General features: G+C 74.7%; 14 protein-coding genes. 7 read left to right on the top strand and 7 right to left on the bottom strand.

Annotated features, from left to right (window positions below):
* The first annotated feature begins 42 nt into the window (after nt 1-42).
* Nucleotides 43-2,337, top strand: coding sequence for an ATP-binding protein (locus ACFQ87_RS17080; RefSeq protein WP_380611564.1), 2,295 nt, complete (start codon nt 43-45; stop codon nt 2,335-2,337).
* Nucleotides 2,338-2,341: 4 nt separating this feature from the next.
* On the opposite strand, the gene nucS is transcribed toward ACFQ87_RS17080, so the two are convergent.
* Entirely contained in the window at nt 2,342-3,001 is a 660-nt protein-coding gene (nucS, locus tag ACFQ87_RS17085; RefSeq protein ID WP_380611565.1) for an endonuclease NucS, read from the bottom strand.
* 481 nt (nt 3,002-3,482) lie between these two features.
* On the opposite strand from nucS, the gene ACFQ87_RS17090 reads away from it, so the two are divergent.
* The gene (locus ACFQ87_RS17090; RefSeq protein ID WP_380611566.1) at nt 3,483-3,875 is read left to right on the top strand and encodes an SCO5389 family protein; all 393 of its coding nucleotides are present in this window, start codon (nt 3,483-3,485) and stop codon (nt 3,873-3,875) included.
* A 64-nt stretch (nt 3,876-3,939) separates the two neighbouring features.
* Here the strand turns inward: ACFQ87_RS17090 and ACFQ87_RS17095 are convergent, their stop codons facing one another.
* Nucleotides 3,940-5,250, bottom strand: a complete 1,311-nt coding sequence (locus tag ACFQ87_RS17095; RefSeq protein ID WP_380611567.1) for an LLM class flavin-dependent oxidoreductase — start codon at nt 5,248-5,250, stop codon at nt 3,940-3,942.
* A 273-nt stretch (nt 5,251-5,523) separates the two neighbouring features.
* On the opposite strand from ACFQ87_RS17095, the gene ACFQ87_RS17100 reads away from it, so the two are divergent.
* On the top strand, nt 5,524-5,844 hold the full coding sequence (locus ACFQ87_RS17100) for an ATP/GTP-binding protein (protein ID WP_380611568.1): 321 nt from the start codon (nt 5,524-5,526) through the stop codon (nt 5,842-5,844).
* A 25-nt stretch (nt 5,845-5,869) separates the two neighbouring features.
* Here ACFQ87_RS17100 and ACFQ87_RS17105 read toward each other — a convergent pair whose 3' ends face one another.
* Together ACFQ87_RS17105 and ACFQ87_RS17110 are read right to left on the bottom strand one after the other, a co-directional pair.
* Entirely contained in the window at nt 5,870-6,637 is a 768-nt protein-coding gene (locus ACFQ87_RS17105; protein ID WP_380611569.1) for an ABC transporter permease subunit, read from the bottom strand.
* A 1-nt stretch (nt 6,638) separates the two neighbouring features.
* Nucleotides 6,639-7,643, bottom strand: coding sequence for an ABC transporter ATP-binding protein (locus ACFQ87_RS17110; RefSeq protein WP_380611570.1), 1,005 nt, complete (start codon nt 7,641-7,643; stop codon nt 6,639-6,641).
* A 130-nt stretch (nt 7,644-7,773) separates the two neighbouring features.
* On the opposite strand from ACFQ87_RS17110, the gene ACFQ87_RS17115 reads away from it, so the two are divergent.
* Entirely contained in the window at nt 7,774-8,571 is a 798-nt protein-coding gene (locus ACFQ87_RS17115) for an alpha/beta fold hydrolase (RefSeq protein ID WP_380611571.1), read from the top strand.
* Nucleotides 8,568-8,879 carry a hypothetical protein gene (locus ACFQ87_RS17120; RefSeq protein ID WP_380611572.1) on the top strand — a complete coding sequence of 104 codons (312 nt, stop codon included), beginning with the start codon at nt 8,568-8,570 and terminating at the stop codon, nt 8,877-8,879. Before ACFQ87_RS17115 ends, ACFQ87_RS17120 begins: the two co-directional genes overlap by 4 nt.
* A gap of 82 nt (nt 8,880-8,961) precedes the next feature.
* On the opposite strand, the gene ACFQ87_RS17125 is transcribed toward ACFQ87_RS17120, so the two are convergent.
* From ACFQ87_RS17125 to mce, 3 genes are all read right to left on the bottom strand, one after another.
* Complete coding sequence (locus tag ACFQ87_RS17125) at nt 8,962-9,891, bottom strand: cellulose-binding protein (protein ID WP_188306039.1); 930 nt, start codon at nt 9,889-9,891, stop codon at nt 8,962-8,964.
* Between the two features lie 117 nt (nt 9,892-10,008).
* Entirely contained in the window at nt 10,009-14,901 is a 4,893-nt protein-coding gene (locus ACFQ87_RS17130) for a hypothetical protein (protein ID WP_380611573.1), read from the bottom strand.
* Nucleotides 14,902-15,441: 540 nt separating this feature from the next.
* Entirely contained in the window at nt 15,442-15,885 is a 444-nt protein-coding gene (mce, locus tag ACFQ87_RS17135) for a methylmalonyl-CoA epimerase (protein ID WP_380611607.1), read from the bottom strand.
* A 246-nt stretch (nt 15,886-16,131) separates the two neighbouring features.
* Between mce and ACFQ87_RS17140 the strand changes: the two genes are divergently transcribed.
* Entirely contained in the window at nt 16,132-17,325 is a 1,194-nt protein-coding gene (locus ACFQ87_RS17140) for an acetyl-CoA C-acetyltransferase (RefSeq protein ID WP_380611574.1), read from the top strand.
* A 95-nt stretch (nt 17,326-17,420) separates the two neighbouring features.
* A complete protein-coding gene (gene meaB, locus ACFQ87_RS17145) occupies nt 17,421-18,377 on the top strand; it encodes a methylmalonyl Co-A mutase-associated GTPase MeaB (protein ID WP_380611575.1) in 957 nt (318 codons plus the stop codon).
* Nucleotides 18,378-18,494: the final 117 nt, after the last annotated feature.

The following is an 18,494-nucleotide window of genomic DNA, read 5'->3' on the forward strand; positions in this document are numbered from 1 at the left end:
CGGCGCGGGACGCCGGCGGCCGAGCACGATGCGGAGCAGAACGTGGCACAGCCAACCGGGGAGTTCCGGCAGGAGGCCGTCCGCACCCGCGGTGGGGAGCTGGTCTCCGGCGGCCTGCTGGTCGGGGTCGGAGCCCCGGACGGCTCCGAGGCCAGGCCCTGCCCGGAGGAGTGGCGTCCCCGCCCGCGCCGGATCGAGCGCAGCGAGCCCGCCCGCGGCCCGGTCGGCGGTGTCGGCCGCGCCGTCGGCCCGCTCGCCCTCGGCGCCGGGCCCACCGACCTGCCGCTGCTCGACCGCGAGGCCGACATCGCCGAACTGCTCGGCCTGCTCGCCGAGGGCCGCTCGATACGTCTGGTCGGCCAGGCCGGCTCGGGCCGCAGCACCCTGCTGTCGGCCGTCGCCGAGGCCGCGGCCGACCTCGTCCCCGGCGGCGTCGTCCAGCTGTGCGGACACCGCCGTACCGCCGCCGACCTGCTCCAGGAGCTCTTCGCGGCCACCCACCACGCCCCCGGCCACCGGCCCGACCCCGGCCAGCTGGCCGCCCACCTCGGCGGGATCCGCGCCGTCGTCGTGATCGACGAGACCGAGCCGACCGGCGCCGAGCTGGAGGAGCTGCTCGCCGCCGCCCCCGGCTGCGCCTTCCTGATCTCGGCCGCCCCGGACAGCCCGCCGCTGCCGGGCGACTCCCGCATGCGGGACCACGCCGTCGGCGGGCTCTCCCGCTCCGCCTGCCTCACCCTCGCCGCCCGGCTCGCCGGGCGGCCCCTGGACGTGGCCGAGAAGGCCTGGGCGGTCGACCTCTGGTTCGAGTCCGAGGGCCTGCCGCTGCGCTTCGTGCAGGCCGCCGCGCTGCTGCGCCAGCGGGACGTCTCGGTGGACGCGCTGGTGGCCGCCGAGGACGACCGGCTGGACGTCTTCGGCGCGGTCGACGAGCCCGTCCGCGACCCCGACCCGGCGGTGCGCGAGAACGCGCTGCGCCGCACCGTCCCGCTGCCCTCGGTCGCCGAGACCGCCTCGCCCGCCGTCCGGCTCGCCGAGGGCCTGAGCGAGCCCGCGCAGGCCGTGCTGCGGCTCGCCGTGGCGCTCGGCGGCGAGTGCCCCACCGCGCCGCACCTGCCCGCGCTGATCGACGTCGGCCAGGGCGAGAGCGCGCTGGCCGAACTCGCCGACGCCGGGCTGGCGGTGTCCATCGGCGGGCACCACCGGCTCACCGCCGGGGCGCTGGAGCTGCTCGCCCCGCACTGGCCGGCCCGCGGCTGCGTGGACGGCGCCGCCCAGCACTTCGCCTGGTGGGTCGGGCACAGCTCGGTCTCGCTGGAGCAGATCGCCGCCGAGGCCGAGGTGGTCGTCGGCGTGCTGCTGGCCGACCGGGGCTCCGGCCGGCACGAGGCGGTGGTCCGGCTGGCCCGGGCGGCGGCGCCCGCGCTGGCGCTGGCGCTGCGCTGGGGCGCCTGGGAGCGGGTGCTGCAGCTGGGCCTGGAGGCGGCCCGGCGCACCGGCGCGACGGTCGACCAGGCCTGGTTCCACCACGAGCTGGGCGTGTACGCGATCTGCGTCCAGCAGCCGTCCCGGGCGATCGCCGAGCTGGAGACCGCGCTCACCCTGCGGGCCTCCGCCGGGGAGCAGCGCGGGGTCGCCGCGGCGGGCCGGATGCTCGACCTGCTGCGCGCCGACGGCCGGCAGCTGCCCGCCGCCGCGGTCGCGGCGGCTCCGGGCCGCGGGCCGGTGATCCGCAAGATCGCCGCCCGGGTGCCGGCCGGCCTGAAGGCCCGGGCCGGGAAGCGGCGCCGGGTGGTGGTGGCCTCCGCGGCCGTGCTCACCTTCGGGGTGCTCGGCACGGCGGTGGCGATGAGCGTCACCGGGCCCGAGGAGCACAAGGGGAACGACCCGCACGGGCGGTTGGACGACGTCGGCGACACCACCAACGCGCCGATGCCGGTGCCGTCCGCCAGCAGCAGCCCGGGGACGGCCGGTACGGGCGGGACCGGGCCGGGCAGCCCGGCGGCGACGGCCACCAGCCCGGAGCCCTCGGCCAGCGGCAGCGCGTCGCACTCGCCGAGCGCCTCGCCGACCAGGAAGCCGAGCTCCTCGCCGGGGGCCACCGGCTCGGACGCCCCGCGGCAGCCGCAACCGCAGCAGCCCGCACCGGGGCAGCCGCAGCCGCCGGTGCAGCCGCAGCCACCTCAGCCGCCGGCGCCGCAGCCCTCGCAGCAGGTGCCGAGCCACACGGCTACGGCGACGCCGACCGGCCCGAACACGTCACCGACGTCGACGGCACCGTCCGCATCGCCGACGGCGCCGTCCGGGACGGGCTCCCCGAGCGCGCCGGCGGGCTGAGCGATCAGAACAGCTTGAGCTTGTCGTCGTCGATGCCGCGCAGCTCGTCGTAGTCCAGCACCACGCAGCCGATGCCCCGGTCGGTGGCCAGGACGCGGGCCTGGGGCTTGATCTCCTGCGCGGCGAAGACGCCCTTGACCGGGGCCAACAGCGGGTCCCGGTTGAGGAGTTCGAGGTAGCGGGTGAGCTGTTCGACGCCGTCGATCTCGCCGCGGCGCTTGATCTCGACGGCCACCGTGGCGCCGTCGGCGTCGCGGCAGAGGATGTCGACCGGGCCGATCGCGGTCGGGTACTCGCGGCGGATCAGCGACCAGCCGGTGCCGAGCACCTCCATCCGGTCCGCGAGCAGCTCCTGGAGGTGTGCCTCGACACCGTCCTTGATCAGGCCCGGGTCCACCCCTAGCTCGTGGGATGAGTCGTGCAGCACCTCCTCCAGCGTGATGATGAGCTTCTCGCCGGCCTTGTTCTCCACCGTCCAGACCCCGTCGGTCTCCTTGAGGGCGCACGGCGGGGACATCCAGTTGAGCGGCTTGTAGGCGCGGTCGTCGGCGTGGATGCTGACGCTGCCGTCGGCCTTGACCAGGATGAGCCTGGTGGCGGAGGGCAGATGGGCGGAGAGCCGACCGGCATAGTCGACTGAGCAGCGGGCAATTACGAGACGCACGGTCGACCACGCTAGCCCACCGGGGCCAGTTGATGCGATTCCGCGACGACCGGGTGAAGAAACCGCGAACCCCGCGAACATGGAGGTTCGGCAGTCCCGCCACCGTCCGTCGCGCTCTGGCGCCCACGACATCAGGTCGCTACGGTGTGTGACGGCATGGCTGCGGGGTCGCTGTCAACGGGCATGGAGACTTCAGATGAACGATCCGACAGGATCTGGCCATTCTGGTGCACCGCCGCGCATTTCCGGAGCAATCCCAAGGAACGACCAGCCTGCTCCGCCGTTGACTGCCACGCTGTTCTGACGCGGTCGGTGTCCGGGACGTCACGTCCCGTGGCGCCTCCGCCTTCGCAACGGGTGCCGGAAACGCCCGTCCCACGGTGTTCCGGACATCACGTGCGATTTCGCCCACCCTCACTGTGGGCTTGGACCACGCATGACCACCCGGGCGCCGCGCGGGTGGACCGTGAGAGGAGAATCCATGTCGCTCGACGTCTCACCGGCCCTGCTGGAGAAGGCTGAGCGGGGCGAGGTCGACGAGCGGGAATTCGTCGACTGCGTCCGCGTCTCGCTGCCGTACGCCTGGGACCTGATCAGCTCGCTGGTTGCCCAGGCGAAGGTCGACGGCACCGACTTCGCCGACAACCAGGTACCGCCGCCCAGCGAGCAGGCCCGCGGCCAGCTGCTGCGCGCCCTGGCCAGCGATGCCATCCGGGGCGCCCTGCAGCGCCACTTCGGGGTGCGGCTGGCGTTCCAGAACTGTCACCGGGTGGCGGTGTTCCTGCCGTCGGGGGCCAACGAGGCGCGCTACGACCGCTTCACCTCCGTCCGGGAGCAGCTGCTCAACCAGTCCGAGGAGCTGCGGGACTGCTGAGCCCGGCGGTGCCGGCCGCCCCCGTCCCCCGGTGCGGGGGGAGGGGCGGCGGCCGCGCCCGGTCTCAGGCGAGCTGCGGCAGCACCTCGGAGCCGAGCCGGGCGATGTTGTGCAGGGTCGCCTCGCGGTCGCCGCTGCCCTCCGCGAGCAGGGCGAACCGCCGGACGCCGGTGCGCTCGGCGGTGGCCAGCAGCCGGTCGGCGCACTGCTTCGGGGTGCCCACCGCGTGCAGGTCGCAAAGGAGTTCGGTGTACTGGTGCGGGTCGCGCATCTTCCGCTCGCGGCCGTCCACGGTGCGGTGCGCGCCCAGCCCGTACTCGAACCAGCCGGGCATCGCGTTCAGCAGGGTGGCCCGGGCCTGCGAGGCGCGGTCGTCCACCTGGGCCACCCCGGCCGCGACGTGCTGGCGGCTGATCCGGCGCAGCTGCTCCTCGCCGCGCCCGGCGGCCAGCCAGGCGGCGCGGTAGAGCTCCAGCATCCGCAGCTTGTCGTCGTCGCCGGAGTGCATGCCGAGCAGCATCGGCAGGCCGCGCTCGGCGGCCAGCCGGACCCCGCCCGGCGAGGTGCAGGCGACCACCACCGGGGGGCCGGCCACCGGCCGTCCGGCGGCGGTGAGCTCCGCCCCGAGCCCGTCGGTGTCGTGGCGCTGACGCGGGAAGCGCACCGGGCCGGAGGGCTCGTCCAGGCCGAGCCAGCTGCCCAGGCCCGGGCGCCGCAGCGACTCGGTGGCCTGCGGCACCACCGGCACCTCGGGGAAGGAGAACTGCGGGCCGTCCGCGCCCACCCGGGAGCCGCGCAGCCAGCGCAGCAACAGGTCCAGCCGCTCCGGGAAGCCGTTCTCGAAGGCGTCCACGCCGCTGCCGAAGACGTCCAGGTCGATCCACGGCCCGCCGCGGCCGACCCCGAGCGTGAAGCGCCCGCCGGAGGTGAGGTGCAGCAGCGCGGCCTGCTCGCCGAGCGCCACCGGGTGGCTGGTGGAGAGCACGCTGACGGCGGTGCCGACGCCGATCCGGCGGGTGCGGCCGAGCAGCAGCGCGGCCAGTGTCGCGGCGTTCGGGCAGACCCCGTACGGGACGAAGTGGTGCTCGGCCAGCCAGACGCTGTCCAGGCCCGCGCGTTCGGCCTCGACGGCGGCCCGGACGGTGCGCTCCAGCGCCTCGCCGTGGGTCTGCCCGGGGAACTGCGCGGACAGCAGGAACGCGCCGACCCGGACCGGGGCGGTGTCCGGCGGCAGCGCGCCGGTGCGCTGCGCGGCGGTCAGCGGCTCGCCCGCGACGGCGGTCAGCGGTGGCACGGTGGTCAGCACCGGGCCCGGGGCGGGCGGACGGACGCCGACGGGCCGACGGGTCTCGGCGCGGGGGCTGGTCTTGGTCATCGGGGGCCTCCTCGGGTGCACGCAGGGTCTGCGAGCCCCGCCTGTTCCCTTCGTGGGTATCCGATGTCATGTGCCAATGGCACGCGGAACCCTGAATTTCGCCGGTGGTCGGGTGGATCTCGGTAAAAACGCCGGACCGCCGGCCGCACCCGTGATAGGGGCCGTTCAAAGGGGTCGGGAGCCACAGGGCCTGTCTCCCGGGCCCCTGCCGGGCCCGGGAGGCAGGCCATAGGCTGGAACGACTTCGAGCCCCCGGAAGAGAGGCAGTCCGCCGTGCCCCGCCGCAACCGGATCAAGATCGCCGCCCCCCGCGAGAGCGCCGAACCGGCCGCCCCGCGCGGCGGATCGCTGCGCCGTACCGAGCACTACCAGGGCGACGACTGGGTGGTCCAGACGGTCGCCGGCACCTCGGGCCGGTACTACCGCTGCCCGGGCTGCGACCAGGAGATCCCGTCCGGGGTGGGCCACGTGGTGGCCTGGCCGATGCACGGCGCCGGGGTGGACGACCGGCGGCACTGGCACCGCGCGTGCTGGGAGGCGCGTGAGCGCCGGGCCTCCAACATCCTGCGGGGCCGCGGCGCGCCGCGCTACTGACCACCCCCCGGGGTGCCGAACTCCCTCACGCGTCGCGGTTCTTGAGCACCAGCGCGCCGCAGACCAGGGCCGCGGCGGTCCAGGCCAGGCAGATCGCGAAGCCCGCCCACGGCCCGTACGGCTGGCCGTTCTGCTCGTACACCAGCAGCATCCGCGAGCCCGCGTAGTCCGGGAAGTAGTGGGCCAGGGTCTTGACCTTCGGTACCGCCGAGAGGATCGGCGAGAGCAGGAAGAAGAACGGCACCAGCACGCCGAGGGCGAGCGTCTGGTTGTGCAGCATGGCGGTGACGCCGGCCGAGAACAGGCAGAGCATCGTCAGGTACAGCGCGGCGCCGAACACCGCGCGCAGCACGTGCGGCTCGCCGAGGGTGGTGGAGTGCGTGCCGAGCAGCGACTGACCGACGAAGAAGGTGACGAAGGCGGTCACCAGCGAGACCGTCAGGGCCAGCGCGCCGAGCACCATCGCCTTGCCGGTGAGCAGGGTGCCGCGCTGCGGGACGGCGGCCAGGGTGACCCGGATCATGCCGCTGCTGTACTCGTTGCCGATCGCCAGCACGCCGAAGACGATGATGGCCAGCTCGCCGAGCATGATGCCGGAGAAGGCCGTCCCGGTGGCGTCGAACGTGGCCTGCTCGTGGCGCCGGAACTCGGTGAAGTTGCTGTTGGTGAGCAGGGAGAGCAGCGCGCCGATGCCCACGGTGACCACGAAGGTCAGCGCGAGGGTCCAGACGGTGGAGCGGACGCTGCGGATCTTCGTCCACTCGGAGCGCAGGATCGCCGGGAAGGACGTCATCTCAGTTCTCCTCCTGCCGCACCACGGCGGCCGGCCGCTTGCCGTCCGCCTTCCAGCCGGCGCCCCAGGGGCCGGGCGCGCCGGCCGCGTCCCGGCCCGGCCCGTCGCCCGCGTGGTACTCCACCGCGTCCGCAGTCATCTGCATGAACGCCTCCTCCAGCGAGGCCTGCTGCGGGCTGAGCTCGTGCAGCACCACGCCGTGCGCCGCGACCAGTTCGCCGAGGTGCGCGATGTCGCCGCCGACCACCTCGTAGGAGCCGTCCGGGCCCGGCTCGTGCCGCAGGCCGGCCGCGGCGAGCACGTCGAGCAGGCGCTCGGGCTGCGGGCTGCGCATCCGTACGGCGGAGCGGGAGTTGCGCCGGATGAACTCCGGCATCGGCAGGTCGGCGAGCAGCCGGCCCCTGCCGATGACCACCAGGTGGTCGGCGGTGACGGCCATCTCGCTCATCAGGTGGGAGGAGACGAAGACCGTGCGGCCCTCGCCGGCCAGGCGCTTCATCAGGTTGCGGATCCAGAGGATGCCCTCCGGGTCCAGGCCGTTGACCGGTTCGTCGAACATGACGATCTCCGGGTCGCCGAGCAGGGCGGAGGCGATGCCCAGGCGCTGGCCCATGCCGAGCGAGAAGCCGCGGGCCCGCTTGCGGGCGACCGGGGTGAGGCCGACCAGGGCGAGCACCTCGTTCACCCGGCGCTCGGGGATCCGGTTGCTCTGGGCGAGCCAGAGCAGGTGGTCGCGGGCGGTGCGGCCGGGGTGGACGGCCTTGGCCTCCAGCAGCGCGCCGATGTACTTGAGCGGCTCGCTGAGCTGCCCGTAGCGCCTGCCGTCGATGGTGACCCGGCCGCTGGTCGGGCGGTCGAGGTCGAGGATCATGCGCATGGTGGTGGACTTGCCGGCGCCGTTGGGGCCGAGGAAGCCGGTGACCACCCCCCGGGGGACCTGGAAGCTGAGCCGGTCCACCGCGAGCGTCTTGCCGTAACGCTTCGTCAGGTCGTGCAACTCGATCATTCGCGCTCCCTTACTCCTTGTCAGGCTAGGACAAAGCGGATAACGCGGCCCGCTGAGTGGGCCCGCCGGGCGCACCGGAATACGGTGGGCGCATGAGCCAGCGAAGCGAGCGAATCAACGAGGTGGGCGCGTGAGTCGGCCCCCCTCCGCAGTGTCGGTCCGCGAGAGCGGAACCGGAACCCCTCTCGTGCTGCTGCACGCCTTTCCGTTGAACGCCTCGATGTGGTCCACCCAGCTGGACGCGCTGCCCGGCCTGACCGGGGACGAGGTCCGGGTGCTCGCCCCCGATCAGCGGGGTTTCGGCGGTACCGAACTGGGCTCCGACGAACCCTCGCTGGACCTGGTCGCCGACGACCTCGCGCTGCTGCTGGACGCGGCCGGGATCGACCGCGCGGTGGTCGGCGGGCTCTCCATGGGCGGCTACGTGGCACTGGCCTTCGCCCGCCGCCACCCGGACCGGCTGGCCGGGCTGCTGCTGGCCAACACCCGCGCCACCGCCGACACCGACGCCGCCCGGGCCAACCGGGAGCGGATCGCCGCCGCCGTCACCGCCCGGAACAGCGTCCAGCTGCTGCTGGAGGAGAACGTGGCGGCCGGGCAGCTCGGGCCCGACTCGCAGCACCTGGTGGAGCGGGTCCAGGCGATGGTCGCCGCCGCGCCGCCGGCCTCCGTCGCCTGGGCTCAGCGGGCCATGGCGGCCCGCCCGGACTCCCTGGCGGTCCTGGCAGGGCTGCGGGTGCCGCTCTCGGTCGTCGCGGGCGCCCTGGACGCCCTGGTGGCCCCGGACGAGGCCGAACGGATGCTGCAGGTCCGCCCGGACGCCGAGCTGACCGTCGTCCCCGGGGTGGGCCATCTGAGCGCCCTGGAGGCGCCCGGGGCGTTCGACGCCGCCGTCCGCCGGCTGCTCGCCCGGGTGGCCGCCGGATGACCCCTGACGCGGCGGGCTGGGACTTCTCCGCATTGGAGGTGACCGGCCGGATGCCGGTGACCAACCGCGGCGAGGGGCTGCTCGAACTCACCCTGGAACCGCTCGGCGAGGACTACTGGCTGCGCCCGGGGGAGACCTTCATCGTCACCTCGTACGGCGACTACGGGCCCGGGCACCCGTTCGAGGTGCAGTACTGGCCCGACTCGGTGTCGGTCTGGTGCACCTCCTGGTTCGGCACCGTCTCGGACGACGAGGGCAACCAGCTCAGCAGCGGGCACCAGCGGCCCGACGGGGCCTACCCGAGGTAGTGACGGCGAGAAAGCCGACAGGCCCTCACCCGCACGGGTGAGGGCCTGCTGCGCGAGTCCGTGCTCGCGGTGTCGCCGGTCGTCAGCGCGACTGCTGGGCGGGCACGCCCATGGTGTCGTCGTTCGGCAGCGAGGCGGCGGCCACGGCCGCGCCGGTCAGCGTCGCCAGCATTTCGCGGACGTTGGTCAGCTGGGCGTTGATGCTGTCGCGACGGTTGGTCAGCGCCGCCAGCTCGCGCTCGGACTCGCTGCGGATGCGGTCCGCCTTGGCGTTGGCGTCCGCCACGATGTCCTCGGACTGGCGCTGGGCCGTCTCGACGGTCTGGCGGGCCCGGCGCTCGGCGTCGGTGCGCAGCTTCTCGGCCTCCAGGCGCAGCTGCTCGGCCCGGTGCTCGATCTCGGCCAGGCGCTTCTCGGCCTTGGCCTGACGGGCGGCCAGGTCGCGCTCGGACTGCTCGCGGCGCTTGGCGAGGTTGGTCTCGAACTCCAGCGCGGCCTGAGCGGCCTTGGTGCGGGTCTCCTCGAAGAGGGCGTCCGCCTCCTCACGCTTGTTCTGGGCGTCCTTGTTGGCCTCGGCGCGCAGCTGGGCGGAGTCGCTCTTGGCCTTGTCGACGATCCGCAGACCCTCGTCCTCCGCCTTGGCCTTGCGGTCCTTGGCGTAGTTCTCAGCCTCGGTGCGGACCTGCTGGGCGGCGGCCTCGGCCAGCTCGCGGTGCTGCTCGGAGGCACGGTGCGCCTCGTCGCGCAGGTCCTTGGCCTCCTCCTCGGCGAGCCGCAGGATCTTCTCGACCCGGGCGCCGAGGCCGGCGTAGGACGGCTCCTGCTCGGCGACCGCCGCCTGGGCGGTCTGGGTCTCCAGGTGGAGCTCCTCGATGCGCTTCTCCAGCGCGCTGATCCGGGTCAAGGCACTGTCACGGTCGGCCACCAGCTTGGTGATCCGCTCGTCGACCTGGGCGCGCTCGTACCCACGGCGCACCAGGTCGAAGCCGTGAGGGGAGTGACTGTCGCTCATGGGACTCTGGGCTTCCTGTCGTCAAACCGCTGAGGTGGTTGAGGGAATCCTGACACGGTACCGGAGTGTCGGCGGCGAAATGCCGTTCTCTCACGGACAATGACCGCCAATGTCCGCTCAATCGGGTGGTGCGTTCTTGGAGCGATTGCCACCCGACCGGGGGGAGCCAACTCCGGCACCGGCCTTGGCGCCCCCGTCCTTCTTGTTGTTGCTTCCCCCGTTGGCCTGGGCGACCGGTGACGGTGCCTCGAAGGCCTCCAGCGCGGACAGTACGTCCTGGACCCTGGAGATCTCGGTGTTGATGTCCTTGCGGCGGCGCACCAGCTCGTCCAGCTCGCGCCGGCCCTCGTCGGTGACCCGCTTGGCCTCCGCCTTCGCCTCGGCGACCAGCCGCTCGGCCTCCGCCTTCGCCAGCTCGATCTGCTCGTCGGCGGTGCGGTCGGCGTCCCGCAGCCGCTTCTCCGCCTCGGCGGCGGCGCCCTCCAGCCGCTCCTCGGCCTCGGTCTCGGCCGACTGCAGCTTGGCCTCGGCCTTCTCGATCAGCGCCTCGGCGCGGTCGGTGGAGTTGGCGAGCTTGGTCTCCGCCTCCTTGAGCAGGCCCTCGGCCTTGCGGACGGCGGAGAGCCGGACCTTGCTGGCCTCCGCGGAGGCCTCCGAGGTCAGCTCGCCGGCCCGCTCCTCGGCGGCCGCGACCAGGGCGGCGGCGCGGTCCTCGGCCTCGGCGACGGTGGTCACCGCCTGCTCCTCGGCCTCGGTCAGCTGCTCCTGGGCGGCCGTCACCAGGGCGTCCACCCGCTCGCCGGCCGACTTCATGGCCGCCGCGTTCTCCTTGCGGGCACGCTCGTGCAGCGCCTCGACCTCGGCGTCGGTGCGCTCGCGCAGCTCCTCCGCGCGCTCGCGGATGGCGGTGGCGTCCCGGCGGGCCTCGGCGAGCAGCACGTCGGCGTCGGAGCGGCCCTTCTCGACCTCGGCCTGACCGGCCGCCTCGCCGGCCGCGACCAGGCGGTCCGCCTCCTTGCGGGCGGCGGCGACCATCGCGTCCGCCTGCTCCTCGGCGGCGGCGGTGGTGGCCAGCGCGGTGGTCTGGGCGTCCTCGCCGAGCGCCTCGGCGTCCGCGAAGGCCTTCTCCAGGACGGACTTGGCCTGGTCGCGGGTGGCCTTGTCGAACTGTTCGGCGGCCTCCCGGGTCTCCGCGTCGTAGGCGTCGGCGCGGGAGTGGGTGGCGCTGTCGTACTCGTCGGCCAGGGAGCGGGTGGCGAGGGCGTACTCCTCGGCCTCCGCGCGCAGCCCGGCGGCCAGCTCCTCGGCGTCGGCGACCGTACGGGCGCCCTGGGCCTCGGCGTCGGCCACCGTCCGGGCGGCCTGCGCGTCGGCGTCCGCGCGCAGCTGCTCGGCGGCCTCCTGGGCGGCGCGCAGCTCGGCCTCGGCGTCGGCGCGCAGCTGCTCGTCGTAGGCCTGGGCCTCGGCGCGGCGGCGGCCCAGGTCGGCCTCGGCGGCCTCGCGCTCGGCGGCGAGCTCCAGCCCGGTCTGCTCGCGCAGGGCGGTGGTCTCGGCCTCGGTGCGGGCGCGCAGGTCGGCGGTGTCCCGGTCGGCCAGCTCGCGCTGCTCGGTGCAGTACTGGTCGGCCGCCTCGCGCTGTTCGGCGGTCTCCCGGTCGGCGAGCGCGCGGACCTCGGCGGCGTAACCGTCGGCCAGGTCGCGCTGCTCGGTGGCGTACTCCTCGGCGGCCTCGCGCTGCTCGGTGGTCTCCCGGTCGGCGAGCGCGCGGGTCTCGGCCGCGTCCTGCTCGGCCCGGTCGCGGGTCTCGGCGGCCTCCTGCTCGGCAGTGGCGCGCAGCGCGGCGATCTGCTCGGCGGCGGCCTCGTGCAGGCCGGCCACCGACTGGCGGACCTCGGCGGCCTCGTCCTCGGCGGCGGCGACCAGCTCGGCGCCCTCGGTCCGGGCGGCGGCGACCGCGTCCTCGCCGTCGGCCACGGCCTTCTCCAGGACGGCGGTGGCCTCGGCGCGGATGCCGTCGGCGGTGGCGCGGGCCTCGGACAGCTCGCGGCCCGCCTCGGCCCGGACCGTCTCGGCCTGCTCGTTGGCCAGCGCCAGTTCGGCGGCGGCCTTCTCGCGGGTGGCCTTGGCGTCCTGGGCGGCCTCGGCCCGGCGCTGCTCGGCGGCGGTACGGGCCTGTTCCAGCAGCTCGTCGGCCTCGGCGCGGCGGTCGGTCGCGAACTGCTCGACCTCGGCGCGCTGCTCGGCGGCGTGCTGCTCGGCCTCGGTGCGGACGCGGTCGGCGTAGGCCTCGGCGCTCTCGCGCTGCTCGGTGGTCTCCTGCTGGGCGAGGGCGCGCAGCTCGGCGGCGGCCTGCTCGGCCTCGGCGCGCTGGGCGGCCGCGTACTGGTCGGCGCCCTCGCGCTGCTCGGCGGCGTACCGCTCGGCGGCCTCGCGCTGCCCGGTCGTCTCGGCGACGGTGCGCTCGGTGAGCTCGGCGGCGTGCTGCTCGGCCTCGGTGCGGACGCGGTCGGCGTAGGCCTCGGCGCTCTCGCGCTGCTCGGTGGTCTGCTGCCGCGCCAGGGAGCGCAGCTCGGCCGTCTCCCGGTCGGCGCTCTCGCGCTGCTGGGCCGCGTACTGGTCGGCGGCCCCGCGGATCTCGGCGACGTGCTGCTCGGCCGCGGCGCGGACCTCGGCGGTCTCCTGAGCGGTGCGCTCGGTGAGCTCGGCGGCGGCCTGCTCGGCCTGCTCGCGGGCGGAGCGGGCGGCGGCCAGCTGCTCGGCGGTCTCCTCGCGCTCGCGCTGCAGCCCGGTGGAGGCGGCCTCGTGCTCGCGCAGGCTCTCCTCGCGCAGCGCTTCGGCGGCGGCCTCGGCCTCGGCCCGGATACGGGCGGCCTCGGTGTCGGCCTCGGTGCGCACCCGCTCGGCGTCGGTGACCGCGGCGCTCCGGACGGCGTTCGCCCCGGCCTGGGCATCGGCGGTCAGCGCCTCCGCGGCGGCGCTCGCCTCGGTGCGCACCCGCTGGTCGAACTCGGTGGCGTCGCGCCGGAGTTCGGCGGTCTCGCGCTCGGCGGCGACCCGGTTCTCGGCGGCCGCGGCCTTGGCGGCGGCCAGGGCGTCCTGGCCCTGCTGCTCGGCGGCCGCGGTGATCTTCTCGGCCTCGGCCCGGGCCCGGGTCAAGGTCTGCTCGGCCCGCCCCTGGGTCTCGGCGGCCTGCTCATGGGCCTGCTCGCGCAGCCGCTCGATCTCCCCGGCGGCGCCGGCGCGCAGCTCGTCCGCGTCGGCCTTGGCCCTGGTGAGCAGTTCCTCGGCGCTCTTCGCCGACTCCTCGATCTGCAGCACCGCCTGGCGGCGGGCCTCGCTGCGGGCCCGGTCGGCCTCGGCGGCGGCCTGGGCGCGCAGCTCCTCGGCCTCGGCCCGCAGCCGGGCCGCCTCGTCCTGCATCTGCTCGATCCGCTCGCGGATCGCGGCGGCGTCGTCCAGGGCGGCGTTCTGGGCCTGCTCGACGGCGGCCTGGGCCTGCTCGCGCAGCCGCTGCGCCTCGGCACGGGCCTCGGCGCGGATCCGCTCGGCCTCGGTGGCGGCCTCGCCGCGGGTGACCTCGGCGTCCTGGTTGGCCTGGCCGAGCACCTCCTCAGCGGTCTTGGCGGCCTTGGCGAGGTGGACGGTGGCGTCCTTGGCGCCGGCCGCCCGGCCCTCCTCCTCGGCCTCGCCGCGCAGTCGCTGGGCGTCGGCCTCGGCCTGCGCCCGCAGCTCGGCCACGTCCCGTTCGGCCTGGGCGCGCAGCTCGGCGATCGCGGCCTCGGCCTCGGCCTTCAGCTGGGCGGCGACCGACTCGGCGGTGGCCCGCAGCCGCTCGCCCTCCTCGGCGGCGGCGGCCTTGGCGGCGTCCGCCTCGGCCTGCCGGGTGGCGGCCACGGCACGAACGGCTTCCGCCTCGGCGCGGATGGCCTCGGACTCCTTGGTGGCCTGGGCGACCAGCCGGGCGATCTCGGCCCGGGCGGTCTGCGAGCGCTGCTCGGTGGCGGCCTCGCCGTCGGCGACCTTGCGCTCGGCGGCGGCCTCGGCGTCGGCCTGGAGCTGCTCGGCGGCCTGCTCGGCCTGGGCGCGCAGCTCGGCGGCCTCCCGGCGGGTGCGCTCGGCCTCGGCGATCGCCTCGGCGCGCAGCCGCTCTATCTCGGCCTTCGCGGCGGCGAGCTGCTGCTCGGCGCGTGCCTGTTCGGCGGTGGCCTGCTCCTTGAGCCGGCCGATCTCGGCGTGGGCGACGGCCAGCTGCTGCTCGGCGGCGACATGGGCGGCGGCCAGCTCCTGCTGGGCCTGGCCACGGGCGGCGTCCACGTCGGCGGCGGCCTGGGCACCGGCCTGCTGGGCCTGCTCGGAGGCGGCGCGCAGCAGGCGCTCGGCGTCGCTCTGGGCGCGCTGCAGGGCGGCCTCGGCGGCGGCCTGGGCCTCGCCGCGGGCGGCGTCCACGTCGGCGGCGGTCTGGGCGCGGGCCTGGTCGGAGAGCGCGGCGGCCTCGGCACGGGCGGCGGCGACCATCCGCTCGGACTCGGCCCGGGCCTCCTGGAGCAGGCGCTGGGCCTCCTGCTCGGAGCCGGTCCGGGTCTGCTCGGCCCAGCCGTTGACGTGCTGCTCGGCGGAGCGGCGCAGCTCGGCGAGCTCGTCCTCCAGCTGGCGGCGGCGGGCGGCGAGCTCGGCCTCCAGCCGGGCGGTGCGCTCGGCGGCCTCGGCCATGATCCGCTGGGTCGCGGCCTGGGAGTCGCGCAGCTGGCGCTCGGCGTCGGCGCGCAGCTGCTGGGCCTGCATCTCGGCGGTGCGGAGCATCTGCTCGGCCTGGCCAGAGACGGCGTCGAAGGCGCGCGGCTGGGCGAGCATGCGACGGGACTCGTGCAGCTTGGCCCGGAGCACCTCCACCTGGTAGGCGAGGTCCTCGGCATGCTCGACTGCTTTGTCCCGCTCCTTCCGAGTCCGACCCATCTCGGCCTCGAACTGGGAGAGGTGATCGTCAACCTCGTAGCGGTCGTTGCCCCGCACTCCGCGGTCCCATCCATCTCCTGGTCGCGTCCTCGACCCGGCCGGTTCCGGGCTCCCGTGTCCGGGGCGCCGGTCCGACTGGTCCTTGCATCCGCTGTCACCGGACGAGCCCCCGCCAAGCCGGGGTCGTCCGCCGCGGTCGTCGGAATCCTCGGTGCGGGAGCGCGGGCGTACCGCGTTCCCCCGTCCGGGTGGACTCCTGGGCGAACTCTTGCCTGTGGAGAATGGTGACAGATCCGTCTTGCGACTGTTCAGCCGTGCCCGCGTACTGGACTCCCCTGCGACGGGCCGACCACCGGAGGGCGGACAGGCCTGTCATCGGCCGTGCCCGTCGCCTCCGTCCCCCGGAGTCTTCGCGCACCTGGGCATTGTAGTGGGAGCGCACTGCGGGGGAATGGCCGCGTGGGGGTTTTCCGACTCTCGGACCAGGTTACTGACGGGTCGCTAGGGTTCGCGGCCGTGGTGCAGCCCCGCGCGGGCGGCGCCGCCGGGGGTTCGAAGCGGCGCCACCAGGGGGTCCGGGCGGCGCCGCCGGGGGTCTCAGTGCCCTTCCTGCGCACCCGGCTCGGCCGAGGTGACCAGCTCGGTCAGCACGCCGCCGCAGTCCTTGGGGTGCAGGAAGGTGATCCGCGAGCCCATCGAGCCGATCCGCGGCTCGTCGTACAGGACCCGGACGCCCTTGCCCCGGATGGCCTCGGCGTCGCCGTCCACGTCGGCGGTGCCGAAGGCGATGTGGTGCACGCCCTCGCCGTTCTTCTCCAGCCACTTGGCCACGGTGGAGTCCGGCCGGGTGGGCTCCAGCAGCTGGAGGTACGAGGCACCGCCGTCGTCCGTCCCGTTGATCCGGAGCATGGCCTCGCGGACGCCCTGCTCCTCGTTGACCTCGCTGTGGAACACCTCGAAGCCGTAGGTGGCGCGGTAGAACTCGACCGTCTTGTCGAGGTCACGGCAGGCGATGCCGATGTGGTCGATACGGGTCAGCACGGCGACCTCCGGGGCCGGTAGGGAAGAAGGTGGCACCCAGTGCAGCGTACGGCCCTTCAGGGGCGCCAGTGCCGGACGTGCGAGCCTGCTCACATGGTGCAGGGTTCACCCGGAGCGCGTTGACACGGTGTTGACTGGATGGTGCCAGTGCGCTCGATCACACCGTCACTCCGGTGACGGGCGGAAAACAGGTCAGTACATTGAGCGCATCCTCACCTGGCCACGACGTGCGAAGGGGCCCGTCCCATGACCAACACCACCTCTGTGATCGTTGCCGGTGCGCGGACCCCGATGGGACGCCTGCTCGGTTCCCTCAAGGGCTTCTCCGGCGCCGAGCTCGGCGGCTTCGCGATCAAGGGCGCGCTGGAGCGGGCCGGGATCACGGGTGAGCAGGTCCAGTACGTGATCATGGGCCAGGTGCTGCAGGCCGGCGCCGGCCAGATCCCCGCCCGCCAGGCCGCCGTCAAGGCCGGCATCCCGATGAACGTCCCGGCGCTGACCATCAACAAGGTCTGCCTCTCCGGCCTGGACGCCATCGCGCTGGCCGACCAGCTGATCCGCGCCGGCGAGTTCGACATCATCGTGGCCGGCGGCCAGGAGTCGATGACCAACGCCCCGCACCTGCTGCCGAAGTCCCGCGAGGGCTTCAAGTACGGCGCGATCGAGATGCTCGACGCGATGGCCTACGACGGCCTGACCGACGCCTACGAGAACATCCCGATGGGCGAGTCCACCGAGAAGCACAACACCCGCCTGGGCATCGCCCGCGAGGTGCAGGACGAGATCGCCGCCGCCTCCCACCAGCGGGCCGCCAAGGCGCAGGCCGACGGCGTCTTCGACGCCGAGATCGTCCCGGTCGCCATCCCGCAGCGCAAGGGCGAGCCGGTGCTGTTCAGCCAGGACGAGGGCATCCGCGCCGACACCACCGTCGAGGGCCTGGCCAAGCTGCGCCCGGCCTTCACCAAGGACGGCACGATCACCGCCGGCACCTCCTCGCAGATCTCCGACGGCGCCGCCGCCGTGGTCGTGATGAGCAAGGCCAAGGCCGAGGAGCTGGGCCTGACCTGGATCGCCGAGATCGGCGCCCACGGCAACGTGGCCGGCCCGGACAACTCGCTGCAGTCGCAGCCGTCCAACGCGATCAAGCACGCGCTGTCGAAGGAGGGTCTGGAGGTCTCGGACCTCGACCTGATCGAGATCAACGAGGCCTTCGCGGCCGTCGCCCACCAGTCGATGAAGGACCTGGGCGTCTCCTCCGACATCGTCAACGTCAACGGCGGCGCGATCGCGCTCGGCCACCCGATCGGCATGTCCGGCGCCCGCGTGGTGCTGGCCCTGGCGCTGGAGCTGCAGCGCCGCGGCGGCGGCGTCGGCGCGGCCGCGCTGTGCGGCGGCGGCGGCCAGGGTGACGCGCTGATCGTGCGCGTGCCGAAGGCCTGATCGCTGACCTGACTTCCGGGGCTGCGGACCGCCACAAGTGGTCCGCAGCCCCTTCGGCATCCGCCGTCTGTCGGCATCTGCGCAAGGAGATCCCCATGATCGATGTCGCCACGCTGGTCGAGCAGGCCCGGGAGGGCCGACCGCGGGCGGTCGCCCGGCTGATCACGCTGGTCGAGAACGCCGCCCCGCAGCTGCGGGAGGCGATGGCCGCGCTCGCGCCGTACACCGGTCAGGCCTACACGGTGGGCCTGACCGGCTCGCCCGGGGTCGGCAAGTCCACCACCACCTCGGCGCTGGTCTCCGCCTACCGGCGGCTCGGCAAGCGGGTCGGGGTGCTGGCCGTCGACCCGTCCTCGCCGTTCTCCGGCGGGGCGCTGCTGGGCGACCGGGTCCGGATGCAGGACCACGCGACCGACCCCGAGGTGTTCATCCGCTCGATGGCCACCCGCGGCCACCTGGGTGGGCTCTCCTGGGCGGCGCCGCAGGCGCTGCGGGTGCTGGACGCGGCCGGCTGCGAGGTGATCCTGGTCGAGACCGTCGGCGTCGGCCAGTCCGAGGTGGAGATCGCCGCCCAGGCCGACACCGCCGTGGTGCTGCTGGCCCCCGGGATGGGCGACGGCATCCAGGCCGCCAAGGCGGGCATCCTGGAGATCGGCGACCTCTTCGTGGTCAACAAGGCCGACCGGGACGGCGCCGACGCCACCGCCCGCGAGCTCAACCACATGCTGGGCCTCGGGGAGGCCCGCGAGGCGGGGGACTGGCGCCCGCCGATCGTCAAGACCGTCGCGGCCCGCGGCGAGGGCGTGGACGAGGTGGTCGAGGCGCTGGAGAAGCACCGGGCCTGGCTGGAGGAGCACGGCGAGTTGGCGGCGCGTCGGCGCCGCCGGGCGGCTCAGGAGATCGAGGCGATCGCGCTGGCCGAACTGCGCGCCCGGATCGGCGACCTCTCCGGCGACCGCCACCTGGCCGGCCTCGCCGAGCGCGTCGTCGGCGGCCAGCTGGACCCGTACGGCGCGGCCGACGAACTGGTCGCGGGCCTCACCCGGGGCTGAGCACCCACCCCCTCCGTTGTCCCGGGGGGGGGGCCTGTGTCGCGGAAGCGAGGCGGAGAACACGCCTCCCTCCCCCCCCTTCATGCCGCACTCCCCACCCCCCCCCCACACAAAAAA

The sequence above is a fragment of the Kitasatospora sp. NPDC056531 genome (assembly GCF_042794375.1).
In the GTDB taxonomy this organism is placed as follows: domain Bacteria; phylum Actinomycetota; class Actinomycetes; order Streptomycetales; family Streptomycetaceae; genus Kitasatospora.